At 66.2% G+C, this 24,500-nt stretch carries 21 protein-coding genes and 2 pseudogenes; 8 read left to right on the top strand and 15 right to left on the bottom strand.

Annotation, left to right across the window (positions count from 1 at the left end; translation table 11 throughout):
- The 5 genes and pseudogenes from CP958_RS11195 to CP958_RS26950 form a co-directional block, all read right to left on the bottom strand.
- A partial coding sequence (locus CP958_RS11195; protein WP_141400489.1) for a CaiB/BaiF CoA-transferase family protein occupies positions 1–718 on the bottom strand: 718 nt, incomplete at its 3' end.
- A gap of 294 nt (positions 719–1,012) precedes the next feature.
- A complete protein-coding gene (locus CP958_RS11200; protein WP_096702052.1) occupies positions 1,013–2,239 on the bottom strand; it encodes an MFS transporter in 1,227 nt (408 codons plus the stop codon).
- A gap of 76 nt (positions 2,240–2,315) precedes the next feature.
- On the bottom strand, positions 2,316–3,536 hold the full coding sequence (locus tag CP958_RS11205; protein WP_242442850.1) for an ABC transporter substrate-binding protein: 1,221 nt from the start codon (positions 3,534–3,536) through the stop codon (positions 2,316–2,318).
- A 24-nt stretch (positions 3,537–3,560) separates the two neighbouring features.
- Positions 3,561–5,144 carry a molybdopterin-dependent oxidoreductase gene (locus CP958_RS26715; protein ID WP_198771976.1) on the bottom strand — a complete coding sequence of 528 codons (1,584 nt, stop codon included), beginning with the start codon at positions 5,142–5,144 and terminating at the stop codon, positions 3,561–3,563.
- Between the two features lie 247 nt (positions 5,145–5,391).
- Positions 5,392–5,703: pseudogene (locus CP958_RS26950) on the bottom strand (molybdopterin-dependent oxidoreductase); the annotation flags it as partial.
- A 426-nt stretch (positions 5,704–6,129) separates the two neighbouring features.
- Here CP958_RS26950 and CP958_RS26350 point away from each other — a divergent pair.
- On the top strand, positions 6,130–6,303 hold the full coding sequence (locus CP958_RS26350) for a hypothetical protein (RefSeq protein ID WP_170958945.1): 174 nt from the start codon (positions 6,130–6,132) through the stop codon (positions 6,301–6,303).
- Between the two features lie 24 nt (positions 6,304–6,327).
- Positions 6,328–6,741, top strand: a complete 414-nt coding sequence (locus CP958_RS11215; protein WP_096702054.1) for a thioesterase family protein — start codon at positions 6,328–6,330, stop codon at positions 6,739–6,741.
- Positions 6,742–6,864: 123 nt separating this feature from the next.
- Here the strand turns inward: CP958_RS11215 and CP958_RS11220 are convergent, their stop codons facing one another.
- From CP958_RS11220 to pdhA, 4 genes and pseudogenes are all read right to left on the bottom strand, one after another.
- Positions 6,865–7,419 (bottom strand): nitroreductase family protein, encoded by a 555-nt coding sequence (locus CP958_RS11220; protein WP_096702055.1) that lies wholly within the window; start codon positions 7,417–7,419, stop codon positions 6,865–6,867.
- A 13-nt stretch (positions 7,420–7,432) separates the two neighbouring features.
- Positions 7,433–8,665: pseudogene (locus tag CP958_RS11225) on the bottom strand (pyruvate dehydrogenase complex dihydrolipoamide acetyltransferase).
- 17 nt (positions 8,666–8,682) lie between these two features.
- A complete protein-coding gene (locus CP958_RS11230) occupies positions 8,683–10,035 on the bottom strand; it encodes a pyruvate dehydrogenase complex E1 component subunit beta (RefSeq protein WP_096702056.1) in 1,353 nt (450 codons plus the stop codon).
- A 17-nt stretch (positions 10,036–10,052) separates the two neighbouring features.
- Positions 10,053–11,051, bottom strand: a complete 999-nt coding sequence (pdhA, locus tag CP958_RS11235; RefSeq protein WP_096702057.1) for a pyruvate dehydrogenase (acetyl-transferring) E1 component subunit alpha — start codon at positions 11,049–11,051, stop codon at positions 10,053–10,055.
- A gap of 385 nt (positions 11,052–11,436) precedes the next feature.
- Between pdhA and CP958_RS11240 the strand changes: the two genes are divergently transcribed.
- On the top strand, positions 11,437–13,119 hold the full coding sequence (locus CP958_RS11240) for an efflux transporter outer membrane subunit (protein ID WP_170958946.1): 1,683 nt from the start codon (positions 11,437–11,439) through the stop codon (positions 13,117–13,119).
- A 3-nt stretch (positions 13,120–13,122) separates the two neighbouring features.
- The gene (locus CP958_RS11245; RefSeq protein WP_096702059.1) at positions 13,123–13,848 is read left to right on the top strand and encodes an MgtC/SapB family protein; all 726 of its coding nucleotides are present in this window, start codon (positions 13,123–13,125) and stop codon (positions 13,846–13,848) included.
- Between the two features lie 12 nt (positions 13,849–13,860).
- Here CP958_RS11245 and CP958_RS11250 read toward each other — a convergent pair whose 3' ends face one another.
- The 5 genes from CP958_RS11250 to CP958_RS11270 form a co-directional block, all read right to left on the bottom strand.
- Entirely contained in the window at positions 13,861–15,861 is a 2,001-nt protein-coding gene (locus CP958_RS11250) for an ATP-binding protein (protein ID WP_242442851.1), read from the bottom strand.
- An 84-nt stretch (positions 15,862–15,945) separates the two neighbouring features.
- The gene (locus tag CP958_RS11255) at positions 15,946–17,118 is read right to left on the bottom strand and encodes a hypothetical protein (protein ID WP_096702061.1); all 1,173 of its coding nucleotides are present in this window, start codon (positions 17,116–17,118) and stop codon (positions 15,946–15,948) included.
- A 106-nt stretch (positions 17,119–17,224) separates the two neighbouring features.
- Positions 17,225–18,007: an iron chelate uptake ABC transporter family permease subunit gene (locus CP958_RS11260; protein ID WP_096702062.1), complete on the bottom strand. Its 783-nt coding sequence runs from the start codon at positions 18,005–18,007 to the stop codon at positions 17,225–17,227.
- Positions 18,000–18,791: a metal ABC transporter ATP-binding protein gene (locus CP958_RS11265; protein WP_096702063.1), complete on the bottom strand. Its 792-nt coding sequence runs from the start codon at positions 18,789–18,791 to the stop codon at positions 18,000–18,002. The genes CP958_RS11260 and CP958_RS11265 overlap by 8 nt, the downstream gene beginning before the upstream one ends.
- Entirely contained in the window at positions 18,788–19,270 is a 483-nt protein-coding gene (locus tag CP958_RS11270; RefSeq protein WP_096702064.1) for a Fur family transcriptional regulator, read from the bottom strand. The genes CP958_RS11265 and CP958_RS11270 overlap by 4 nt, the downstream gene beginning before the upstream one ends.
- Positions 19,271–19,336: 66 nt before the next feature.
- Here CP958_RS11270 and CP958_RS11275 point away from each other — a divergent pair, with 66 nt between their 5' ends.
- From CP958_RS11275 to CP958_RS11290, 4 genes are all read left to right on the top strand, one after another.
- A complete protein-coding gene (locus CP958_RS11275; RefSeq protein ID WP_096702065.1) occupies positions 19,337–20,254 on the top strand; it encodes a zinc ABC transporter substrate-binding protein in 918 nt (305 codons plus the stop codon).
- A gap of 30 nt (positions 20,255–20,284) precedes the next feature.
- Positions 20,285–20,683 (top strand): phosphoribosyl-AMP cyclohydrolase, encoded by a 399-nt coding sequence (gene hisI / locus CP958_RS11280; RefSeq protein ID WP_096702066.1) that lies wholly within the window; start codon positions 20,285–20,287, stop codon positions 20,681–20,683.
- Complete coding sequence (locus CP958_RS11285) at positions 20,680–21,723, top strand: GTP-binding protein (protein WP_096702067.1); 1,044 nt, start codon at positions 20,680–20,682, stop codon at positions 21,721–21,723. Before hisI ends, CP958_RS11285 begins: the two co-directional genes overlap by 4 nt.
- Positions 21,724–22,049: 326 nt before the next feature.
- On the top strand, positions 22,050–22,274 hold the full coding sequence (locus CP958_RS11290) for a hypothetical protein (protein ID WP_096702068.1): 225 nt from the start codon (positions 22,050–22,052) through the stop codon (positions 22,272–22,274).
- Between the two features lie 80 nt (positions 22,275–22,354).
- On the opposite strand, the gene CP958_RS11295 is transcribed toward CP958_RS11290, so the two are convergent.
- The gene (locus CP958_RS11295; protein ID WP_096702069.1) at positions 22,355–24,271 is read right to left on the bottom strand and encodes a propionyl-CoA synthetase; all 1,917 of its coding nucleotides are present in this window, start codon (positions 24,269–24,271) and stop codon (positions 22,355–22,357) included.
- Between the last annotated feature and the right edge of the window lie 229 nt (positions 24,272–24,500).

Raw genomic sequence — 24,500 nt, forward strand, 5'->3', positions numbered from 1 at the left:
CGGCGCCGACCGCCAGCATCCGGTTGTCGGCGGTTTCGTACAGGCGGTAGCGCGGCAAGCCGCCGGTAAAGAATCCCTGCCCGGCCGACGGCCAACTCCCCGCCACCAGCCCCTGGGCCAGGTCCCAGAACATGAGCGGGTACAGGTTGTCCGTCATGGCCACGTCGATGTGGCGGCCTTCTCCGTCGCGGTCGCGCGCCGCCAGGGCCAGGAGGATATTGATCACCGCCGGGTAAGCCCCGCCGACGATATCGGCGATCAGGACCGGCGGCATGGACCGGGACTGCGACAACACGCCCGCCTCGGCCAGATAATTCAGGTCGTGCCCGGCCCGCGCGGCCTTGGGACCGGACTGACCATATCCGGTAATGGAGCAATAGATCAGTCGCGGATTGATCTCGCGGACGGCATCCCACCCCAGGCCGGAACGGGCCATCACTCCGGGGCGGAACTGTTCGATAAGAATATCGGCGCGGGCAATGACGTCGAGCAGTTCCGCCCGCCGCCGCTCGTCCTTCAGATCGATGCAAAGGCTGCGTTTGCCCCGGTTCAGCATGGCGAAAACAGCGGAGGACATGAGGCGGCTTTCGTCCCCGAAGCCGGGGCGCTCGACCTTGACAACCTCCGCCCCCGCCTCCGCCAGCATCAGGGATGCCAGCGGGCCAGGCAGCAAAGTGCTGAAATCCACCACCTTAAGACCCGTTAGCGGCTGCATCATCCCCTCGCACAAGCCATTTCCGATTATTAGTCCGTCCGTTCGGTCTTTGTCAAGCCCCACATACCCAGTATTGATCAGCCATATCACCGATAATAAAATAATTAATTGACCGTTCAGTCGGCTTTATTTATCACTGTGGTGGTGAGCGGCCCACCGCCTTGGCGGCGGCTATTCCCGTCGGGGGAGTCGAAAAGCCAGACGTCCCTCCCCCGAAAACTAAAANGGGGGTGCCAGAATTCTAGCACCCCCGGCTTTTTCCATTGGGCGGCAAGGTCGGAACGGGGTCCCTGCGGATCAGTCGGCCTCTGAATAAGACAACCTCCGTTCGCTTTGCTCGACCAGAAGCCCGGCGATCACTCCAAGCATGGCGGCTCCGACCAGGAAGCTGCGGACGCTGTCCCAATTGCCGAACAGGCTGACCAGGCCTGCCGCCGTCAGCGGGCCGATCAGCTGGCCGAGATTGGAGCCTTGTATGACCATTCCGTTGGCCGCCCCGATCTGGCGCGGCCCGGAGGCATGCACGGCCGTGCCGCCAAGCACGGCGGACGGCAAAATTCCACCCAGACCGGAAAAGAGCAGGCACAGGGCAAAGCGGGTCTGGTCGCTGAGCGTGGGAGAGAAAATCCCGATGCAGCACAATCCCATGGCCGCATTGGCACCGACGACCAGTTGGCCGCGAGGGATACGGCAATGCAGCAGCCATGCGCCGAGAACGCCGCCGGGGGCATTGGCGGCGGCGATCAGGGCGGTCAGCCCGGCGGCGCCGACCGCATCGGTCCGCCGGGTCTCCATGAGCACACTGGGCAGCCATACGAGCAGGGACGACCACTGCACGGTATAGGCGGTGAAGGCGGCGGCCAGCCACCACAGCCCCGGCTGCCGGAGCGTCATCAGCAAGTCGTCGGCGACGCCCCGGACGGTACCGGCGCCGGGGACGGCATCGTTCCCGGGCAATTCCCGCGTGATCCAGGCCAGGAGGGCGGCCATGCCGAGGGAAACCCCGGCCAGCACCATCCAGAGCCCCCGCCACCCCAAGGCGGCTTCGATGAAGGGCGCCGTGGCCAGGGCGATCGCCACGCCGGTCGGCATGTAGACCCCAAGAAGCCCGAATGTCAGCCGCCGGTCGCGGGGCGCCGTCGCGGCCAGGATCAGGCCCGGACAGGACACCACCACCGAGATGAACCCGACGCCTTCGATACAGCGTCCGATCAGCAGCAGCACCTCATCGGAGGACAGGGCCCCCACCCCTCCGCCGATCGCCAGCAGGAGAAGACCGACAAGGGCGGACCGGCGATGGCCGAGCGTGTCTCCGATCATGCCCTGGACGATGCCGCAGGCCGAGCCCAGGGTATTGAACATGGAGACCACCCAGCCGGCGGCGACCAGCCCCAGGCCGAGTTCGCCGCGCAAGGCCGGAATCACCGTCGGAACCTTGCCGATATGAGCCGCGGCCACCACGCCGGCCAGGATCGATACGCCGACCACGGACCACCGTGTCGTTGCCTGTATCCCCATGTCCATGATCTCCGACGGAATCCGCTGCGGGCAGGTTGGGTAAGGCGGGGCCGGCGCGTCGAAGCCGGCCCCGGCCGATGGCCTACTTCTTCATGGCCTTCCACGGATCGGCGACCTGGGGAATGGTCTCGACCTCGACATTGGCCAGCTTGCCGCCCACCTCCTCGACCCGGCGGATATACTGGTTCTGGACGATGTCGCGGGTGGCCGGATCGATCTTGATGGGGCCGCGCGGACTCTTGGGGTTGGACCAGTTGGCCAGGAAGGCGATGGTCTTGTCCGCCTCGATCTTGCCCTTCTGGGCGATGATGGCGTCGAAGACGGCCTTCATGCCGTCCCAGCCGGCCACGGCGAAGAAGGTGGGAACCGACGCCTCGCCGTATTCCTTCTTCCAGGCCGCCACGAATTCCTTGTTCTCGGGCCGGTCGGCCGACGGCGAATACTGCAGCAAGGTGGTGACGCCCAGCGCCGCCTTGCCCATGTTGGGCAGTTCGTCGTCGCTGGTGATATCGCCGGGGCCGAGAATCCTCACCTTGGACCGGGTCAGTCCGATGTCGTCGAAGGCCTTCATGAAGGCGGTGGCCTGGGGACCGCCCGGATTGAACAGGTAGATGGTCTCGGGATTGGCTTCCTTGACCTTTTGCAGATAGGGCAGGTAATCACTGGTCTTGAGCGGGATGCGGACCGATCCGACGATGTCGCCGCCATTCTCGGTGAAGCCCTTGATGAAGGCGGTCTCGCCGTCATGGCCGGGAGCGAAGTCGCTGACCACGGTATAGGCCTTCTTCAGCCCCTGCTTGGCCGCCCATTGCCCCAGGGGATAGCTGGTCTGCCACAGGGTCCAGCCGGTGCGGATGACGTAAGGCGATTGTTCGGTCACCGCCGAACCGCCCGCCGTCATCACCACGAAGGGGACCTTGGCTTCCTTGGACAGCGCCGCCACCGCCGTGGCGTTGGGCGTCCATTGGCCGCCGGTCAGCATCTGAACCTTCTCGCGCAGGATCAGTTCCTGGGCCAGACGCTTGGCCACATCCGGGTTGGGACCGGTATCGTCGCGCCGGACCAGTTCCACATTGAGTCCGGCCGGCAGTTCGGCGCCATGCAGCTTGATGTAGAGATTGATGGCGCGGTCGATCTGCTCGCCCAGCGCCGCATCGCGCCCCGAATAGGTCAGAATCACTCCGACCTTGACCGTTTCCGCACCGGCGGGAAACGCCGCCAGCGCCGCTACTCCGACCACGGCGGCTTGCGCCGCCAGCCCGACCATTGCGGCCCGCGCCGCCTTCCAGAATGTTCGATGCATGCCTCTAACCTCCCGTTTTGGTGATTATTCCGCCTTGCCGATCCGGCACAGCAGTGCACGGAGCTGATAGGTTCCCATGGCCGGGTCGTAGGGCGGTTCATTGTTGGTCAACAGATTGACATTGGACTTCCAGACTCCGTATTCCGGCCCCTCCTCGTCGGGGAACCACCAGGCGTGCTCGGCGTTGATCACGCGCGCATCGATGCCGGTGGTGACCTTGGCCTTCTGCTTCATGCGGCCGCGCCTGGTCTCGATCCACATCCAGTCACCGTTATTGATGCCGAAGCGGGCTGCGGTCTCGGGGTGGATTTCCGCCTGCGGATCGCGCCGCGCCTTGCGCAGCTTGGGCAACTGGCGATGTTCCGAGTTGAAGTAGAAGGGAATGCGCCCGCCGGTGGTCAGCACCAGGGGGAAGTCCTTGGCGATTTCGGGCGAGGCGATCGGGCTTTCCGGCGGCTCCTCGTAATAGGGCAGCGGGGCGTAGCCCATGTCCTCCAGCCGGGTGGAATAGAGCTCGATCTTGCCGGTCGGCGTCTTGAAGCCCTTCTCCTCGTGCTTGCCGTACTTGAACGGCACCTTGACGAAGCCCTTCTGGGTCAGTTCCTCGAAGGTGATCCCCAGTCCCTTCAACTGGGAGTTCAGCACGTCGCGCACCGGCTCGGTGCAGCCGGGCAGGTTCATGCGCCGCGCCAGTTCGGTGAAGATCTCCTCGTCGGCCTTGCACTCGTGCACCCGGACCGCCTTCTGCTGGCCCAGCACCACGTTGGCGGCGATGGTCGGCAGGCCGGCGATCTGGTCCAGTTCCGGCCACGACGCGGCGGGCAGGACGATATCGGCCAGCTCGGCGGTGGGCGTCATGAACAGGTCGGCATTGACCATGAAGTCCAGCTTCATCAGCGATTCGTAGACCAGCGAACTGTTGGCGTAGGTGGTGAGCGTGTTGTTGCCGAACACCAGGAAGGCCTTGACCGGATAGGGCTTGCCCTCCCGCATGGCCTGAAGCAGGGTCGGGATGTGGGCGGCCGGCAGATCGGCGCCCTCGCCGCCCAGCAGCTTGAACTGCTGCCCGCCCAGGCGCTTGGCGTTGGCCTCCGGGCTCAGCAGTTCGATCAGGCTGGGGAAACGGCCGATGCCCTTCATGCCGAACACCCAGCCGCCGGGAATCTCGATATTGCCGGTCAGCACCGGAAGCATCGACAGCGCCCGGATGGTCTGGATGCATTTGGGCGTGTGCTCGATGGCGCAGCCCCATTCCAGCAGGGCCGGCTTGGCCTGGGCGAACAGCCGGGCCGCCGCCCGGATCTTTTCGGCCGAAACCCAGGTGATGGGCTCGGCCCATTCCGGCGTGTACTGCCGCACATGGGCGGCCAGTTCGGCAAAGCCGTGGGTCCAGCGGCTGACGAACACCTCATCATAGAGCTTTTCGCCGATGATGACGTTGAGCATGGCCAGCCCCAGCGCATCGTCGGCGCCGGGCCGCACCTGCAGCCAGATCTCCGCCCGCTTGGCCAGTTCGGTCTCGCGCGGGTCGACGACGATGATGTGCTTGGCGGCGGCCGCCGAATCGCGGGCGTTGAAGCGGGTCTCGCCATCCGGCCCGGAATTCACCGGGTTGTGCCCCCAGTACATGACGGTCTCGGCCTGCGACGTCGCCGGTGAAGTCGCAGACCGGGTAGTCGCCCATGGTCAGGATGCAGGTGTTGACCCGGGGATGAAAGCACTGGGCGAAGCCCGGCTCGGCCCAGTTGGGCGTGCCCAGCGCATGGCCGAAGCGGGAAACCCAGCGGATGTGGTGACGCCCGGTACCGGTGCCGAGCGCGATGGATTCGGCGCCATACTTGGCCTTGATGTCGCCCAGCCGGGCAGCGATCTCGTCCAGCGCCTCGTCCCAGGTGATGCGGTCCCACTGACCCGAGCCGCGCTTGCCCACCCGGCGCATGGGATACTTCAGCCGGTCGGGATGGTAGACCAGATCACGGGTCACGGTGCCGATGGGGCAGAGGCGGCCGCGATTGAGGGGGGAATCCGGGTCGCCCTCCACCTTGATCAGCTCTCCGCCCCGGACGTGAAGCAGGGTGCCGCAGCCACCGTGACAGGACCGGCAGACGCTCTTCAGGACGGTCGTCTCGCCATCGGTCGCTTCAACGGACACTTCGGCTGGCGTCATCACGCTTCCTCCTCAAATCAAGAACCGCAAAGGCAATGTGCCGTGGCCGTACGGCACGACAGCGATGATCACATCACTGTATGCCGGGGGCGTTTCGGTCTTTGATTGAATATCGTCGGAGAGCGTTCGCAGAAATCGAACGGCAAAATCCCACGATATTGCGGAGGCGCAAGCGCCACATACAATAGAGATATTACAAAATATCCGCGCGCGACGTTCTGAAAATCCAAACGCAAAAATATCAATTGGCAACCGTGGCCGCCGTCACCTGCGGTTATCCTTGTCATGGTTCCTTTGAACCGCGCCGGTATGTCTGGATAGTGTTCTCCCCACTCCTGACCGGACACCGGGCCGCGATACCCTCTCCTGGCCGGGCGAGCAGTCGCCCGGCCCCTTTTTCCCGAACCTTCGTCCAGGGAGATTGCCGTGGATCACAGTTGGGAGGAGATCGATGAACTGGCCGAGATTCTCGAATCGGAAGCGGCGGGAAACGCCGTCAATACCGGAAAGGCCCGCGAGCTGGCCGGCCGCCTGATCGAGCTTTGCCCAGAGATCGCTTGCAGCATGCGCCTGATCCTCTCACGATTTCAGGCACCATAACCTCTAACCGGCGGAAGATATCCGATGCTGTCCAACTCCCGATCCGTCCAGGTGGAATTCGGCCATTGCGATCCGTCCGGGATCGTCTTCAACCCCAATTACTTCATCTGGTTCGACTTCTCGGTGCATGCCCTGCTGGCCCGAGCCGGAATGTCGCTCAAATCCCTGATCGAGGAATTCGGCATCGACGGCATCCCCCTGGTCGACAACAAGGCGCGGTTCAAGGCGCCAAGTCGCTGGGGCGACGATCTGGTCATCGAGACCACCATCACGGCGCTTCACCGTAGCGCCTTCGAGCTTCAGCACGTCGTCCGCAACGGCGACGTGGTTGCCGTCGAATGCTCGGAAACCCGGGTATGGACCGCCTTCGACGCCGAGCAGGGGCGGATCAGGGCGGCGACGATCCCGCCTCGGGTGATTGCCGCTTTCTCCGGATAGAGTTTGTCCGGTTTTAGCCGAAGCGGTTTCATTTCTCGTCACCCTCGGGCTTGACCCGAGGGTCCATGGATTGCCGGGTCAAGCCCGGCAATGACGGCAAAAATGATGTGTCCGCCTAAACCTCTAGCCGAACCGGACGAACTCGCCGATCTCGCGACGGACACGCGGCGCCGTCTCCTTGATCCGCAGGGGTTCGGGCAGCACCTCGGGCGGGCCGGGATAGGCAACGGCCATCAGCGCCACCACCTCGAAGCCGGCCGCCAGCCCCAGGGCCTCGCCCGCCGCCTGATGGTTGAAGCCGCCGATCATGTGAACGGTAAGACCGAGTTCGGCCGCCCGGAGCGCCAGATGGGCGTTGGCCTGGCCGACATCGTGGTGGGCATGGCGGTTGACGCCGTCGCGGCCGCGAAATCCCAATTGCGCCACCGAGGCCAGGATGACCGGGGCCTTTTCCGCCCAGGCCCGGTTGTGGGGCTCCATGCTGTCGAGCACGCGGGCCCGGGTCTCCGAGCTGGGGTCGTCCAGCACCACATAGCCCCAGGGCTGTTCGTTGTAGGCGGACGAGGCCCAGCGCGCCGCCTCGAACATCCGGTCGAGGACCTGGCGTTCGATGGGACGGTCACTGAACGATCGCAGACTGCGGCGCTGGAGAAGCAGTTGGTCGAAACTGGGCGTCATGACACGGCCCTCCTCACAGCAACATGGCGAGCGGGTCTTCGATCAGCTTTTTGAAGGCGGCCAGGAATTCGGCCCCCACCGCGCCGTCGACCACCCGGTGATCCACCGAAAGCGTACAGGTCATCACCGTGGCCACGGCCAGCGCACCGTTCTTGACCACCGGACGCTGCTCGCCGGCCCCCACCGCCAGGATGCAGCCCTGGGGCGGGTTGATGATGGCGGCGAACTCCTTGATCCCGAACATGCCGAGATTGGAGATGGTGAAGCCGCCGCCCTGGAATTCCTCAGGCTTAAGCTTGTTGTCGCGCGCCTTGGCGGCCAGGGATTTCATCTCGCCCGAGATGTCGGCCAGACCCTTGCGGTCGGCATGATGCACGATGGGGGTGATCAGGCCGTTGGGCGTCGCCACCGCCACCGAGATGTCGATATCGGTGTAGCGCTTGATGGCGTCTTCGCCCCACGAGGCGTTGGCGGCCGGCACCTTCTTCAGGGCCAGCGCCACGGCGCGCACCACGAAGTCGTTGACCGACAGCTTGTAGGCATCGGACCGCCCGTTCAGCTCGGTCCGCACCTTCAACAGGGCGTCCAGCTCGCAGTCGATGGACAGGTAGAAGTGGGGAATGGTCGACTTGGCCTCGGTCAGGCGCCGGGCGATGACCTTGCGCATGGTGGAGTTGGCGATCTCCTCGAAGGCCGGCTCGAACGGGCTGGCGGCGGCCGGAGCCGGAGCGACCTTGGGCGCAGGAGCCGCAGCCGGTGCGGCGGCCGGCTTGGCGGGACCGGCTTTGAGGGCCGCTTCCACGTCGGCCTTGACAATACGGCCGTGGGGACCGGAGCCCCGGACCGCAGCAAGGTCCACCTTGCCGTCCCTGGCGATGCGCCTGGCCAGCGGCGAGGCGAAGACGCGGTCGCCGGCAGTACTGNCTCNCNCNCNNCCGNCTTGCNNGGGGAGGGTCGGGGTGGGGGTGGGAGCCGGAGCGGCGGAAATGGCCGAAGCGTCCTCGCCCTCTTCCAGCAGCACGGCGATGGGCGTGTTGACCGCGACGCCCGCGGTGCCACCGGCCACCAGGATTTTCCCCAGCACGCCTTCGTCGACGGCCTCGAATTCCATGGTCGCCTTGTCGGTCTCGATCTCACAGATCACGTCGCCCGACTTGACGGCATCACCCTCGTTCTTCAGCCACTTGGCGACGGTGCCCTCGGTCATGGTCGGCGACAGGGCGGGCATCAGGATTTGCACAGGCATGGTTCGTCCCCCCTTCCTCAGGCGCGATAGCAGACGGAGCGGGCGGCGGCCACCACGTGCTCGATCTGCGGCAGGGCCAGCTTTTCCAGATTGGCGGCATAGGGCATGGGCACGTCGGCGCCACAGACCCGAACCACCGGCGCATCCAGCCAGTCGAAAGCGTGCTCCATCATCAGCGCGGCGATTTCCGCGCCGATACCGGCCACCGGCCAGCCTTCCTCCAGGCTGACGATGCGGTTGGTCTTCCTGACCGAGGCGACGATGGTCGCCACGTCCAGCGGACGGATGGAGCGCAGGTTGATGACCTCGGCCTCGATACCCTCGGCCTTCAAGGCCTCGGCGGCGTCGAGCGCCACCTGCACCATGCGGGAATAGGCGGTGATGGTGACGTGGGTACCGGCCCGCTCGATCTTGGCCTTGCCGATGGGCAGGACAAAATCAGGATCATCGGGAACGTCGAAGCTCTGGCCGTAAAGCAGCTCGTTTTCCAGGAATACCACCGGATTGGGATCGCGGATGGCGGCCTTCAAGAGGCCCTTGGCGTCGGCGGCGCTCCACGGCGCCAACACCTTGAGGCCGGGGCAATGGGCGTACCACGAGGCGTAATCCTGGCTGTGCTGGGCGCCGACCCGCGACGCGGCGCCGTTGGGACCGCGGAACACGATAGAGCACGGCTGCTGGCCGCCCGACATATAAAGGGTCTTAGCCGCCGAATTGATGACGTGGTCGATGGCCTGCATGGAGAAGTTCATGGTCATGAACTCGACGATGGGCTTCAAGCCCGCATAGCCGGCACCACAGGCCAGACCAGCGAATCCCATCTCGGTGATGGGCGTGTCGATGACGCGCTCGGCGCCGAATTCATCCAGCAGCCCCTGGCTGACCTTATAGGCGCCCTGGTACTGGGCCACTTCCTCGCCCATCAGGAAGACGGAGGCGTCGGCGCGCATCTCCTCGGCCATGGCGTCGCGCAGGGCCTCTCGCACCGTCTGGCGCTTGGTGGAGGCGTAGACCTTCTCCTCGGGCGCCGGGGCGCCGGCCATGGGCTGGGCGACCGGAGCGGGCGCGGCAGCCACCGGGGCCGGAGCGGCGGCGGCCGGGGCGGCGGACAGAGCAGAGGCATCCTCGCCCTCTTCCAGGATCAGGGCGATGGGCGTATTGACCGCCACCCCCTCGGTCCCGCCGGCCACCAGGATCTTGCCCAGCACGCCATCCTCGACGGCTTCCATTTCCATGGTGGCCTTGTCGGTCTCGATCTCGGCCAATACGTCGCCGGACTTCACGGCATCGCCCTCGGCCTTCAGCCATTTGGCCAGCTTGCCCTCGGTCATGGTCGGGCTCAGCGCGGGCATCAGAACTTGAATCGGCATTTTATACCCCCCTCGCCTTACGCTTCGATCAGTACGTCGGTCCACAGCTCGGACGGATCCGGCTCGGGACTGGACTGCGAGAACTCGGCGGCTTCGGTGACGATCACCTTGACCTCGCGGTCGATCTCCTTGAGGCCGGCCTCGTCGATCAGGCCGTCGGCCAGCAGCTTTTCCTTCAACTGGTCGATGGGATCGTGCTGCTCGCGCATCTTGGTCACTTCCTCCTTACTCCGGTACTTGGCCGGGTCGGACATGGAGTGGCCGCGATAGCGGTAGGTGTTCATTTCCAGGATGTAGGGCCCCTGGCCGGAACGGGCATGCTCCAGGGCGCGGGCAGCGGCGTCGCGCACCGCCATGACGCTCATGCCGTTGACCGGCTCGCCGGGAATGCCATAGGCGGCGCCGCGCATGTACAGCTCCTGGCCGGCGGCATGACGCACCGTCGAGGTGCCCATGGCGTACTTGTTGTTCTCGATGATGAACACGACCGGCAGCTTCCACAGCGCCGCCATGTTGAAGGCCTCATAGACCTGGCCCTGGTTGACCGCGCCGTCGCCGCAATAGACGTGGGCGACGCCGTTGTCCTTGGAATACTTGTGGGCGAAGCCCAGGCCGGTGCCCAGCGGCACCTGGGCGCCGACGATGCCGTGGCCGCCATAGAACCGCTTCTCGCGACTGAACATATGCATGGAGCCGCCCTTGCCGCGGGAATAGCCGCCGGCGCGCCCCGTCAGTTCGGCCATCACCCCCTTGGGGTCCATGCCGCAGACCAGCATATGGCCGTGATCGCGATAGGACGTGATGCAGGAATCCGTCGCCCCCGCCACGGCCTGCATGCCGACCACCACGGCCTCCTGGCCGATATAGAGGTGACAGAAGCCGTTGATCAGTCCCATGCCGTAAAGCTGGCCCGCCTTCTCCTCGAACCGGCGGATGAGCAGCATCTCGCGATAATAGCGGATGAGTTCCTGAGGGGTGGGCTCGGCCGCCCCCCGTTCCTTCTTCTTGGTGGCCATGGTTCCTCCCGGAGCCTGAAACGTTCAACGGGGACGATAGGTAAACCAACCTTCCCTATTTTGCAAGGGTCATATTCATGAAAAACCGTTGTTTCGTAACGCTCTATTTATCGTTAACCGAAATTTGGTTATTTGCGAACCGATTGCTGCGCCGCAACATTAGAGGGTGATGGGCACAGCCGGATGACGCGCTTCCGGCGCCCCCTTTCCCCCCTCATGTGGGGAGGCCGGCCCACGACTGAAAGGCTACCCGCCGCAACCTTGGTCGGACGGGACTTTCGGGCCGGTGGCAATCGTGGTACTTACTGAGGCCGTATCAGGACCAGGGGAACCAATGGGCACGAGGGAAAGACGGGGATTGTCCGCCCAAGCGGCGCGATGGGTGATGATGGCCGCGTTGGTGATGAGCAGCAGCGCCTGCAACGTGACCCCGAACTACGAGCGGCCGAAGCAGGACATCCCCACCAGCTACCGCAATCCCCTGCCCGAGCCCTCGCCGGAAATGCCCAAGCCGCTGTCCCAGTGGTGGAAGATTTTCGGCTCCGAGGAGCTGGATACCCTGATTGCCGAGGCGCTGGCCAACAACCACGACCTCAAGGCCGCCGCCGCCCGTATCGTCCAGGCGGAAGCCCAGGCCGGTTCGGCCGGCTCGGCCCTCCTGCCGACCATCACCGCGTCGGGCAAGCGCAGCATCGATTCGCCGCAGGGCGGCCAGGGCACCGACCCCGCCCCCCCCACCAACCGCAGCCACCGCCTCAGTTCGGCCTATGTCTCGGCCAGTTGGGAGGTGGATCTGTGGGGCAAGATTCGCGCGTCGGAAGCCTCGTCCCTGGCGACCACCTTCGCCAACATCCATGATCGCGAGGCGGTCGGCCTCACCCTGATCTCCGACGTGGTGCTCACCTATATCCAATATCTGGAGGGCCTGGACCGCGAGACGGTGGCGCGCAGCAACATCGCCAACATGAAGGCCATGTACGTCGCGGTGACCGAGCGCGTCCGCCTGGGCGAAAGCTCGAACCTGGAGCTGGCGCAGCAGCGCAACGTGCTGGCCCAGGCCGAGGCGACCATTCCACCGATCATTCTGCAGCGCGAGCGCGCCTTCAACAAACTGGCCGTGCTGCTGGGCCGCCCGCCGCAGACCCTGGCGCTCAACGGCAAGACCCTGCGCGACCTGCTGGTGCCCGAGATGTCGGCCGGACTGCCGTCGGACCTGCTGCTGCGCCGCCCGGATATCCGCAAGGCCGAGGCCAACCTGGTGGCCGCCAACGCCAATATCGGCGTGGCGCGGGCCAAGCTGTTGCCGACGTTCTCCATCAGCGGCGATCGCGGCTGGGCCGCCCAGTATTTCGACAACATCACCAAGCCGACCAGCATCTTCTTCACCCTGGCCGGCACCCTGGCCGCCACCATCTTCGACAACGGCAAGACGCGGTCCGACATCGAATACAGCGAGGCCAAGTACACCGAACTGGTCGAGACCTATCAGCAGACCATCCTGACCAGCCTGCGCGACGTCGAGGATGCGCTGATGAGCGTCCGTCTGCAGGGCGATCTGGAAGTGGCCCAGCAGGAAGTGCTGCAGGCCTCGCTCGACGCCTATGGCCTCAGTTCCGAGGCCTTCCGCCTGGGCATGGTCGATTACCTCAACGTGCTGGAAACCCAGCGGACCCGCTTCCAGGCCGAGGACGCCAAGGTCCAGGCCCGCTTCGGCCGGCTGGAGGCCGCCATCGGCCTGTACAAGGCCCTGGGCGGCGGCATGGAACTGGACGAGGCCGAGGGCGAAACCCAGACGGCACCCGCACCGGCACAGCCCCCGGCGCCCGCTCCCACCGGAAAAACCGAGGCTCCAGCCCCCACGGCGGCCCCGCGGCCGCCGGTGGCTGTGGAGCAGGCTCCGGCCCGGAACGCCTCTCCGCCTCCCGCTCCCACCGCCCGGACGACCCAGCCGGCCGAGGCGACGGTCGCCGTGCGGACCGCCCCGGCCGCCCTGGAGAGCGAAGCGCCGCCGTCGCTGGCGCCCGCCGAGATTTATGAGACCGCCGCCTTCAACGACAACGCCAGCTAGTCCATGGAAACGCTGCAAGCCTACTGGTCCAGCAAGGAACTGATCACCAACGGACTGGTGCTGCTGCACATGCTGGGTGCCATGGCCACCGGCCTGATGATCGGCTACGAGCGCTCGTATCACGGCCGGGCGGCGGGATTGCGCACCTACTCCCTGGTATGCATGGCCTCGACCGCGCTGACCGTGGTCAACGGCTATCCCCATATGTGGTACGCCGGGCTCTCCGACACGCCGGGCATCGCCGACCCCACCCGCACCATCCAGGGCATCATGACCGGCATCGGCTTCCTGGGAGCCGGCGTGATCATGAAGGAGGGGTTCAGCATCCGCGGCCTGTCCACCGCCGCGTCCATCTGGGTGACGGCGGCCATCGGCGTGCTGATCGGCGTCGGCTTCTATGTGGCGGCGGTTTTCGGCGCGCTGTGCACCGTGGCGGTCATGACCGCCGCGCGGCGTATCGAGCACGCCCTGCCCCACCAGACGGCCCTGCATCTCACGCTGACCTATCTGCACAACCAGACTCCGCCGGCCGAGGAGATTCACGCCATGCTGGCCCGCCACGGCTTCGTGGCCCGCGACTGGAGCTTCCAGTTGGAAGATGGCGGCGGGATGTTCGAGTACCAGATGTCGCTGCTGGCCGAGCGCGAGCCGGCCCCCTTGGAACTGCTCGACACCCTGTCCAAGACCGCCTCCCTGGCCGGCTTCCGCCTCGCCCCGGCACGGTCCTGAACGGCTCCTTTCCTAATCCGCCGCCGGCAGGCTGAAATGGAAGCTGGAGCCCCGCCCCGGCTCCGACTCGGCCCAGATACGGCCGCCGTTGTGCTGCACCAGCTTACGGCAGATGGCCAGACCGATGCCGGTACCGTCATAGGTCTCGCGCGAGTGCAGGCGCTGGAACAGCGTGAAGATGCGGTCCAGATAGGCGGACTCCATGCCGATACCGTTGTCGGTGACGGTAAAAACCCAGTTCAGTCCGTCACGGCGGGCGAAGACGCGGATACGTGAAATGGTGTCGGCGCGGCGGTATTTGATGGCGTTGCCGACCAGATTGAGGAAAATCCGGGCCAATTCCACCCGCCGGACCGACACCACCGGCATGGTGCCGATCACCTCGACCACCGCCCCCGATTCGTCCATGGCGGCGCCCAGATCGGCCAGGGCCTCGTCGAGGGCGACCCGGCTGTCGATACGTTCGGGCTCACCATCGGCCTGATTCAGGCGCGAGTAATCCAGAAGATTGGTGATCATCTCCTGCATGCGCTTGGTGCCGCCGACCGCGAAGGCGATGAAGTCGTCGGCATCCTTATCCAGGCGGCCGCGATAACGCCGCCCCAGCAACTGCACATAACCGGCCACGTTGCGCAGCGGTTCCTGCAGGTCGTGGCTGGCGATATAGGCGAATTGCTGCAGGTCCTCGTTGGACCGCTGCAGACTTTCCAGCAGGCGCTCGCGCTCGGCCTCGGCCCGGTAACGCCGGGTAACGTCGTGCACCACCGACAGCACCGCCGGCTGCCCCTCCAAGCCGACCCGGGTGGACACCACCTCGCTTTCGATCACATCTCCCACGCCGGTGATATAGCGGGCGGCACCGCTGGAGATCGCATCCGGGGAGGCCAGTACGAAGTCCACCCGTTCCGCCAGGGCGTCGCGGCTGTCCGGATGGACGAAGTCAAGCAGCGCCCGGCCGGCCAGGGGCTGTCCTTCGGGCACCTTCAGCATGCGGGACGCCTGGGTATTGGCGAACAGGATGACACCGTCGCGATGGACGACCACCGCCATGGGCGCGGTTTCCACCAGGGCGCGGTAGCGCTCCTCGCTCTCCGCCACGTGACGCAGGGCCCGCCGCTGACCCCGGGCATGGAAGGCCCAGCCGAAGGACGCCAGGGCGGTCAGAAAAAACAGGACCACCCCCATGCCGCCGGTCACCCGCAGCTGTCCGTCATCGGTTCCCCAGCCCCCCTTGGGAATGGCCGCCATGGCCCAGGTCCCGTCGGGCAGCGTTACCTCCATCTCCACCGGCGAGCGGCCGAAGACGGCTTCATCCCCCCAGATCATGGCGCCGGCCTTGCCCTCTCCGTCGCGGCCGCGCAGGGCGACTTCCATGGGCAGCGTCCCGGTATCGAGCCCCGCCGCGGCGAAGACCGTGGGGATGTCGATCACCACGCTGATCAGGCCGAACAGTTTGGTCTGGCCCCGGCCGGAATCGGGCAGAAAGACCGGCACCCGCCCGATCAGCGCCGTTCCGCCCTGGATCAGGTTCACCGGCCCGGCCACCACCGGCTTGCGGCTGTTGATGGCCCGCTCCACCGTCGGCCACTGGTCGGGGCGGTCGCGGTAATCCACCCCGACCGCCGCCCGGTTGGGGGCAAAGGGATAGACGGCGGAAATCACCGTGCCGCGCGACATGGTCAGATTGCGGACCGACTCATAGCCTTGGATCACCAGGGACGCCGCCCGAGCGAAGTCGGCATCGCTCATGCCGCCCTGAAAGATGATCTGGGCGACCAGCCCCCGGGTGATCAGCAGGGGCGCGGTCAGGTTGTATTCCAGGCGGGCGCGCAACACACTGAGCCGGGAAACCAGTTCCACCCTCGCGGCCTCGTGGCGGCGCTCGGATTGCAGGGCATAAAGCTTGAGCAGCACCAGACCGGAACAGGCGGTGATCAGGGCGGCCACCACGAAGGGGAGCCACGTGGATGGCTTCCTGGCTCCGCCGCCCCCAACCCTCAACGCCCCGGACATGCCGGCCTCTCCCATATGGACATCATGCTTAGGTTATAGCACAAACCGCATGGTTGGCCTAAAACTCCGCCGGTACGGCAAGCGTCACAGGGGAAGGTTGTTGTAGAAGTGAACCAGCCCCGGAGCGACCCGGCGCCGCTCGGTTTCGGTACCGCCCACCGTCTGCATCAGCTTGCGCAGGAACATGCGGTCGCATTTGGGCATCTCGAAGAACGCCTTCATGGCGATCAGGTCGCCGCCATACTTGGGCAATTCCCGGATAGAGCGGACGATGGCGTCGCGAAAGGCTCCCTCGCGGGCCTGATCGTGACGGTCCTTGGGATGGAACTCCTGCTGATAGAGCAGCGCCACCTCGCGCCAGGCCTCGAGCAGGGCTTCCGGCTCCCAGCGGATCACGGAATGCAGCAGCGGGATATCGGCCTCGCCCGGCGCGGGAAACCCGCCGGCCTTGGCCCATTCGCGGAACACCGCCCAGGGGTCGTTGGCCTTGGCGTGCTTGGCGCCGACCCCTTCCGACTTGTAGGCGGACCAGCGGGAATCCCAGGTGTCGAGAATGGGATTGCCCTGGCCGCCCTGCTGGAGAATGGCGATCAGCCGGTTGGGGCCGGCGGAATCCCAGATCCGGCTTTCCGACAACTCCTTGATGCGCTTGGTGGCGCGGATGTCGGGCAGCACGAACTTGCGCAACAGGGTCTCGTAACAGGTGGCGAAGCCGGGCGAGATGATGAAAGGCAGCGGAATATGCGGCCGCAGGTTGGCAGCGCTGGTGGGATTGACCACCAGGGCCTGGAGGGCGCGGCGGGCGTAACGGGCCAGGGTCTCGTCGAACATCTGCCGGAAGTTGTCGAAGGCGATGGGCGCCTCCTCCTCCTCCTCGATCACGGCGGGGGGCGGCTCGGGCGCCACGGGAACCTGGGCGGCCGCCTTGGCGCGATTGACCAGATACTTCTTGGTGACGTCGAACAGCAGCCAGCGATCCTTGTCGCGGGCCTCCTCGGGGCCGGGCGGCAGCAGGCCGTCGAAGTGCTGATCGGCGGCGGCGCCCAGTACCTCCACGTCCATGGCGGCCACGGCACGGTCCAGGATGGTGTCGAACACCACGCCGAGTTCGCGGTCGTTGGCCCAGGATTGGGTGTCCGGATCGGACGAGGTCATCCGGCGCAGCATCAAAATCTGCGGAACCTTCAATCCCGCAGTGACGGCAAGCAGTTCAGCGACCTTGGACTCGAATTTGGCTCGACGCTTGGAATCGTTCATCGCTCACGGCCTTCTGCCCCGTTCCGGAGCGTGGCCTCCCCCAAATACTGGAATAAGGCCAGATGATGGCACCGCCTTGGGTAATCGGCAAGGCCGTCCGCTCGGTTTATCGCCGGGAAAGAGTGCGGGACAGCAGGAAAAGCACCGTGGCCACGGTCACGATGCTGGGGCCGGACGGCGTATCCCAGACCCAACTCCCCCCCAAACCAAGGACCACTGCCGTCAGTCCAGCCGCCGCCGCCAGCACCGCCATCTGTTCCGGCGTGCGGGACAGCCGCCGCGCCGCCGCCGCCGGGATGATCAGCATGGCGGTGACCAGCATGACGCCCACCACCTTCATGGCGGCGGCGACGCCCAGCGCCACCAGCAGCATCAGCAGCACCCGGGCACGGCCCACCGGATGACCTTCGACCAGGGCCAGGTCCTCGTCCACGGCGGCCGCCACCAGGCTCCGCCATTGGGAGAACAGCACCGCCAGGATGAGGAACGCCCCGCCCCACAGCCAGATCATGTCGTCGGCGCCCACCGCCAGGATGTCGCCGAACAGCCACCCCATCAGGTCGACCCTCACCCGGTCCATCAGGGACAGCAGCACCAGCCCCAGGGCCAGGGAGCCGTGGGCCAGGATGCCCAGCAGACTGTCGGCCCCCGAGGTCCGGTCGGCCTCGGCACGGGCCAGGATCAGGGCGGCGATGACGCACAGCGCCACCACCCCGGCCAGGGGTGCCACCCCCAGCAGCAATCCCGCCACGATGCCCAGCAGGGCGGAATGGGCCAGGGCGTCGCCGAAATAGGCCATGCGGCGCCAGACGATGAAGCAGCCCAGCGGCCCGGCCACCAGGGCCACCGCCGCCCCCGCCATCAGGGCGCGCAACAGGAAATCATCCATGGCGGCATCCCGGTCCGTGAACGTGTCCGTGCTCGTGTTCCGCCCCCTCCAACGGCAGCACCGAGCCGTCGGCGCCGTGCCCGTGGTCGTGGGCGTGGGTATAGATGGCCAGACTGGCGGCCACCCTCGGGCCGAACAGCGCCAGGTATTCGGGATGGCGGCTCACCGCCTCGGGATGGCCGGCGCAGCACACATGGCGGTTGAGGCAGACCACGTGGTCGGTGGCGGCCATCACCACATGCAGGTCGTGCGAGACCATCAGCACTCCCACCCCGTTGTCGCGAGCCTGACGGGTGATCAGGTCATAGAGTTCCGCCTGCCCGGCCACGTCGACGCCGCCCACCGGCTCGTCGAGCACCAGCAGGTCCGGCCGCCGCAACAGGGCACGGGCCAGCAGTACCCGCTGCAGTTCACCGCCCGACAGATCGGCCACCTGCCGCGTCAGCACGTGACCGGCCCCGACCGTATCCAGCATGCCCGCCAGCCGCCCGTTATCCAGGCGCTCGGGCACCGCCATGGCCAGGAAGCGCCGCACCGACAGCGGCAACAGCCGTCCGATATCCAAGCGCTGCGGCACATAGCCGATCACCGAAGCCGAGCGTTCCACCGTGCCGGCATCGGGACGCAGCAGGCCCAGCGCCACCTTCAGCAGCGACGACTTGCCGGCGCCGTTGGGACCAACCACGGTGATGATCCGCCCCGCCTTCACCGCCAGATCGACCCGGTCGAGCACCAGATGGCCGCCATGGCTCAGCCGCACGCCGGACAGAGCGAGCAAGCTCATGATTGCCCGCTCCCCTGGCGGCACTGGGCGCACAATCCCTCGATCTCGATGGTCTGGCGCGCCACGGAAAAACCCAGGCGCCCGGCGGCACGGCCGATGGCGGCATCCACCTCCTTGTCCTCCAGTTCTACGGCGATGCCGCATTGGGCGCACAGCAGGAACTGGCCGGCATGGACATGGCCGGGATGGGCGCAGCCGACGAAGGCGTTGAGCAGGGCGATGCGATGGACCAAACCATGGGCCTGCAGGAAATCGAGGGCACGGTAGACGGTGGGGGGCGCCGCCGACCACCCCTCCTTGCCCAACGCCTCCAGCAGGGCGTAGGCCCCCACCGGCCGGTGGCTGCTCCACACCAGTTCCAGCACCCGGCGGCGGATGTCGGTCAGCCGGGCGCCACGCCGGCGGCACTCGTCCTCCGCCGCCGCCATGGCCGAGCGGATACAGGCGCCGTGATCGTGATGGGGAACCGGAAAGCTCATCCTTGCCGCCACACAGATGTTATATTATAACATTTCATCCTTTCCATCATGACACGGAGCGCCCCCATGCGGAAGACCCTGGCAGCCGCCCTCCTCCTGCTCGGTTTCGCGGCCCCGGCGGCGGCCGAGGCTCCGGCGGTGCTGGTCAGCATCAAGCCGCTGCACTCCCTGGTGGCGGCGGTGATGGAGGGCGTGGGCGAGCCCGGCCTGATCGTTTCGGGCAGCGCCTCGCCCCACGGCTATGCCATGAAGCCCTCCGACGCCCGCGCCGCCGAGAAGGCGCGGCTGGTGGTGTGGGTCGGCCCCGCCCTGGAATCCTGGCTGGAGCGCCCCCTGGCGCAGCGCAAGGACAGCCTCGCCATGCTGTCGCTGCCCGGTCTGATCCGCCTGGACACCCGCGAGGGCGGCGCCTGGGAGGCGGACGCGCACGGGCACGGCGGCCACCACGAGCACGGCAAGCAGGACGAGACCGATCCCCATGTCTGGCTCGACCCGCGCAATGCCGCCCTGCTGGCCGGCGCGGTGGCCGAGCGGTTGAGCGGGCTGGACCCGGCCAACGCCGCCCGTTACGCCGCCAATGCCGAGGCCCTGAAGCGCCGCCTGACCCATATGGACGCGGACATCGCCGCCAGACTGGCCCCGATCGCCAAACGCCCCTATGTGGTGTTCCACGACGCCCACCAGTATTTCGAGGCCCGCTACGGCCTCTCTCCCGCCGGAGCCATCACCGTCGATCCCGAGCGTCCGCCGGGCGCCCGGCGCATGGCCCAGTTGCGCGACCGCCTGAAGAACGCCGGCGCCGCCTGCGTGTTCGGCGAGCCGGGGGCGCCCTCGGCCACCGCCGCCACCCTGGCCGACGCCGCCGGGGCGCGGCTGGGGCAATTGGACCCGGAAGGTCTGCTTGTGCCCGCCGGCAAGGACTCCTATGTGCAGCAGATGACGGGACTCGCCGCCGCCCTTGCCGAGTGCCTGTCGGCCCGTTAAACCCTTAGCCTCCCTTCGAGAGGTTCCATTATGCCCGCTATCGACGCCACCGCCGTTCTGCCCAAGCTCAAGTTCAACGCCGACGGACTGGTGCCGGCCATCGCCCAGCAATTCGATACCGGGGAAGTGCTGATGATGGCCTGGATGAACGCCGAATCCGTGGCCGAGACCCTGGAGACCGGCCGGGTCTGCTATTTCTCGCGCTCGCGCGGCGGGCTGTGGCGCAAGGGCGAGACCTCGGGCCAGCAGCAGCGGCTCAAGGACTTCCTGATCGATTGCGACGGCGACACCATCTTGTTGAAGGTCGACCAGGACGGCGTCGCCTGTCACACCGGCCGGCGCACCTGCTTTTACACCGCCGCCCGGCCCGAAGGGCTGACCGAGGTGGCGAGAGTGCAGGTGTCGCCCGAGGAGCTTTACAAGAAATGAGCCTCATCCCCGTCACCGTGCTGACCGGCTTCCTGGGCAGCGGCAAGACGACCCTCTTGAACCACCTGCTGGCCCAGCCGGGTCTGGCCGATACCGCCGTACTGATCAACGAGTTCGGGGCCGTCGGGCTGGACCACCTGCTGGTGCGTCAGGTGGCCGAGGACGTGGTGCTGCTGCAATCGGGCTGCCTGTGCTGCACGGTGCGCGGCGATCTGGTCGAGGGCATGCGCGACCTGTTCATCAAGCGGGTACGGGGCGAGATTCCCGAGTTCAACCGCATGATCATCGAAACCACCGGTCTGGCCGACCCCGCCCCCATCATTCACACCCTGATGAGCGACCCGCTGATTTCCAGCCGCTACAAGCTGGACGGCGTCGTCGTCACGGTGGACGCCGCCTGCGGCGACCGCACCCTCGACGCCCAGGCCGAGGCGGTGAAGCAGGTGGCGGTGGCCGACCGGCTGGTGCTGACCAAGGCCGACATCGCCGATCCGGTGGCCGTCGAGGTGCTGCGCGCCCGCCTGCGCCGCCTCAACCCGGCCGCCCCCATCATCGTCGCGGCCCAGGGCAAACTGGACCCCAGGCTTATCCTCGATGCCGGCCTGTTCAATCCGGGCAGCAAGATTCCCGACGTGGCCGGTTGGCTAAACGAGGAGGCGTACCGCGCCCATCAGCACGCCCACCACGACCATCACCACCACCACGACGCCAACCGCCACGACGCCCATATCCAGGCCTTCGTGTTCACCGCCAGCGAGCCGGTATCGTGGACGGCCCTGGGCTTCGCCCTGGAACTGATGATCTCGTCCAAGGGCGAGAACCTGCTGCGCATCAAGGGAATCGTCAACGCTAGGGAATCCGCCGATCCCCTGGCCATTCACGGAGTGCAGCACGTCTTCCACCCCCCGGCCCCCCTGCCCGGCTGGCCCGATGACGACCACCGGACCCGCATCGTCTTCATCACCCGCGACCTGTCGCGTCAGGCGGTGGAAGACCTGCTCAGGGGCGTGCTGGCGCTCGAGGACGCCACCGCCCCCTGATTCGGGCTGTCGCCGGAACTCCTCCGGAGCGCAAGCCCCGCCTTCCCCACCAATTCACTCGGAATTGCCGCGTCGCACATTAAAATCGTTTGACTGAGGAATTGCTGCTTGTTAGTCTTATTCCAGATGTTGGCCTCCCCGAGGTCAGCCTCCCTCTCTAAGCAACTTCCACCGCCCCGGCCCCATGGTTCGGGGCGGATTTTTTTGTCTCATCCTATTGGATGCAGCCAATTTGGCGAACCTATCCTTTTTTGCAGCACGCGAAGCGAGACTTTTCCAAAAGGACAGGTTAGGATAGGCACTAATCCTGATGGAGAGGATGACAGATGGCCAGATCCCTCGATTGCACCTGCCTGCAAGGCCTCGAACTGGCTCTCAAATGGGCCAGCCGCCGTTGCGATCCCGATCTGGTCCGCTGCACCGCCTCGGTTGCCCAGGATTGCCTGCACCGCCACGACTGCCTCCAGCGCACCGAATGCGATGCCCGCCTGCACCAGATCGCCGACTGGCTGGCCGAAAACGACCATGGAGGTCTTGCACGGGTGGGGTAATCCCCCCGCCCCGCCCCCAAACGACAACGGCCCCCGGATCGCTCCGGGGGCCGTTCGCATTTTCCGTCTGACGGAAAGGCTTACTCCACGGCTTCCTTGCGGGCCTTGGCATAGCCGACGCTTTCCAGCGATTCCTCGATCTCGTCCAGGATGGCGGGATCGTCGATGGTCGCCGGCATCTTGAAGTCCTGGTTGTCGGCGATCTTCTGCATGGTGCCGCGCAGGATCTTGCCCGAACGGGTCTTGGGCAGGCGGTTGACCACGGTGCAGGTCTTGAAGGCGGCCACGGGGCCGATCTTCTCGCGCACCAGCTTGACCACCTCGGCGATGACCTGATCATGGGGCTTGGTGACGCCGGCCTTCAGGCAGATGAAGCCCAGCGGCAACTGACCCTTCAACTGGTCGGCCACGCCGATGACGGCGCATTCGGCCACGTCGGGATGGCTGGCCAGCACCTCTTCCATGCCGCCGGTGGACAGACGGTGACCGGCGACGTTGATGATGTCGTCGGTGCGCGACATGATATAGGCGTAGCCGTCCTCATCGATCATGCCGGCATCGGCGGTCTTGTAGCAGCCGGGGAATTCCGAATAGTAGCTGTCGATACAGCGCTGATCGGCGTTCCACAGGGTCAGCAAGGCACCGGGGGGCAGCGGCAGACGCACCACCAGCGAGCCGACCTTGCCGGCCTCGCAGGGCTGATGCCCCTCGTCGAGGACTTCCAGGCCCCAGCCGGGAACCGGCTTGGTGGGCGAGCCGGGCTTGATGGGGAATTCATGCAGGCCCAGGCAGTTGGCGGCGATGGCCCAACCGGTCTCGGTCTGCCACCAGTGATCCACCACCGGCACGTTCAGCTTTTCCCGCGCCCAGTTGATGGTGTCGGGGTCCGATCGCTCGCCGGCCAGGAACAGGGCGCGGAAGCCGGTCATATCGTACTTCTTGAGCAGCTCGCCGTTGGGGTCCTCGCGCTTGATGGCGCGGAAGGCGGTGGGCGCGGTGAACAGCGAGGCCATCTTGTACTCGCTGATCATGCGCCAGAAGGCGCCGGCATCGGGGGTGCCGACCGGCTTGCCCTCGTAGACCACGGTGGTCGAGCCGTTGAGCAGCGGGGCGTAGCAGATGTAGGAATGGCCGACCACCCAACCCACGTCGGAAGCCGCCCAGAACACCTCGCCCGGCTTGATGTCGTAGACGTACTTCATGGACCACATCAGGGCGACCATGTGGCCGCCATTGTCGCGGACCACGCCCTTGGGCTGGCCGGTGGTGCCCGAGGTGTAAAGGATGTACAGCGGATCGGTGGCCTTCACCGCCACGCAATCGGCGGGCTGGGCCTTGGCGCAGGCCTCGACCCAGTCCAGGTCGCCGGGACGATCCATGGCGGCGACCGCCTGGGGACGCTGCAGCATGATGGTGTGGCCGGGCTTGTGCTCAGAGAGATCGATGGCCTCGTCCAGCATGGGCTTGTAGGCGATGACGCGCGAGCCCTCGATGCCGCAGGACGCCGACAGGATCACCTTCGGCTTGGCGTCGTTGATGCGGGTGGCCAGCTCGGTGGGGGCGAAGCCGCCGAACACCACCGAGTGGATGGCGCCCAGGCGGGCCACGGCCAGCATGCCGACCACGGCCTCGGGGACCATGGGCATGTACAGCAGCACGCGGTCGCCCTTGGCGACGCCGAGCGCGGCCAGGGCGCCGGCCAGGCGCGACACCTGATCCTTCAGCTCGTCGTAGCTGATCTTGCGCTTGGTGTTGGTGACCGGGCTGTCATAGATGATGGCGTCCTGCGCGCCGCGGCCCTGCTCCACATGGCGGTCGATGGCGTTGTAGCAGGTGTTGGTCTCGGCACCGACGAACCAGCGATAGAACGGCTTGTTGGAATCGTCCAGGACCTTGTCCCAGGTCTTGTACCAATGAATGTCCCTGGCCGCCTCTCCCCAGAACCCCTCGGGGTCCTTCAGCGACTTTTCGTAGGCTTGCTGGTATGCGTTGGTCATGTCGGACAGGTCCTCTGCTTTGCAACTCTCCCAGGTACCCCGACCAGGGGCACCGATTCATTTTTTGTGGGCCGATTCACCCCGTGTCGAAGACAAGTCCTCCACACGGATCGGACCACGGGGGGCTTTTCGCCCCTCCGTCTGAGTGGGGAGAATGCCGTATGCCGGCTAATTTTGCAAAGGTGCATTGCAGGGACGCGGGGCCATTTTCACCGAGCATGGCGAATGG

The sequence above is a fragment of the Magnetospirillum sp. 15-1 genome, assembly GCF_900184795.1.
In the GTDB taxonomy this organism is placed as follows: Bacteria; Pseudomonadota; Alphaproteobacteria; order Rhodospirillales; family Magnetospirillaceae; genus Phaeospirillum.

Coding starts and splice junctions, on each gene's coding strand:
- CP958_RS11200 (WP_096702052.1), bottom strand. CDS start 2,239: ATGGACATGGGGATACAGGCAACGACACGGTGGTCCGTGGTCGGCGTA.
- CP958_RS11205 (WP_242442850.1), bottom strand. CDS start 3,536: ATGCATCGAACATTCTGGAAGGCGGCGCGGGCCGCAATGGTCGGGCTG.
- CP958_RS11215 (WP_096702054.1), top strand. CDS start 6,328: ATGCTGTCCAACTCCCGATCCGTCCAGGTGGAATTCGGCCATTGCGAT.
- CP958_RS11220 (WP_096702055.1), bottom strand. CDS start 7,419: ATGACGCCCAGTTTCGACCAACTGCTTCTCCAGCGCCGCAGTCTGCGA.
- CP958_RS11230 (WP_096702056.1), bottom strand. CDS start 10,035: ATGCCGATTCAAGTTCTGATGCCCGCGCTGAGCCCGACCATGACCGAG.
- pdhA (WP_096702057.1), bottom strand. CDS start 11,051: ATGGCCACCAAGAAGAAGGAACGGGGGGCGGCCGAGCCCACCCCTCAG.
- CP958_RS11240 (WP_170958946.1), top strand. CDS start 11,437: ATGATGGCCGCGTTGGTGATGAGCAGCAGCGCCTGCAACGTGACCCCG.
- CP958_RS11245 (WP_096702059.1), top strand. CDS start 13,123: ATGGAAACGCTGCAAGCCTACTGGTCCAGCAAGGAACTGATCACCAAC.
- CP958_RS11250 (WP_242442851.1), bottom strand. CDS start 15,861: ATGTCCGGGGCGTTGAGGGTTGGGGGCGGCGGAGCCAGGAAGCCATCC.
- CP958_RS11255 (WP_096702061.1), bottom strand. CDS start 17,118: ATGAACGATTCCAAGCGTCGAGCCAAATTCGAGTCCAAGGTCGCTGAA.
- CP958_RS11260 (WP_096702062.1), bottom strand. CDS start 18,007: ATGGATGATTTCCTGTTGCGCGCCCTGATGGCGGGGGCGGCGGTGGCC.
- CP958_RS11265 (WP_096702063.1), bottom strand. CDS start 18,791: ATGAGCTTGCTCGCTCTGTCCGGCGTGCGGCTGAGCCATGGCGGCCAT.
- CP958_RS11270 (WP_096702064.1), bottom strand. CDS start 19,270: ATGAGCTTTCCGGTTCCCCATCACGATCACGGCGCCTGTATCCGCTCG.
- CP958_RS11275 (WP_096702065.1), top strand. CDS start 19,337: ATGCGGAAGACCCTGGCAGCCGCCCTCCTCCTGCTCGGTTTCGCGGCC.
- hisI (WP_096702066.1), top strand. CDS start 20,285: ATGCCCGCTATCGACGCCACCGCCGTTCTGCCCAAGCTCAAGTTCAAC.
- CP958_RS11285 (WP_096702067.1), top strand. CDS start 20,680: ATGAGCCTCATCCCCGTCACCGTGCTGACCGGCTTCCTGGGCAGCGGC.
- CP958_RS11290 (WP_096702068.1), top strand. CDS start 22,050: ATGGCCAGATCCCTCGATTGCACCTGCCTGCAAGGCCTCGAACTGGCT.
- CP958_RS11295 (WP_096702069.1), bottom strand. CDS start 24,271: ATGACCAACGCATACCAGCAAGCCTACGAAAAGTCGCTGAAGGACCCC.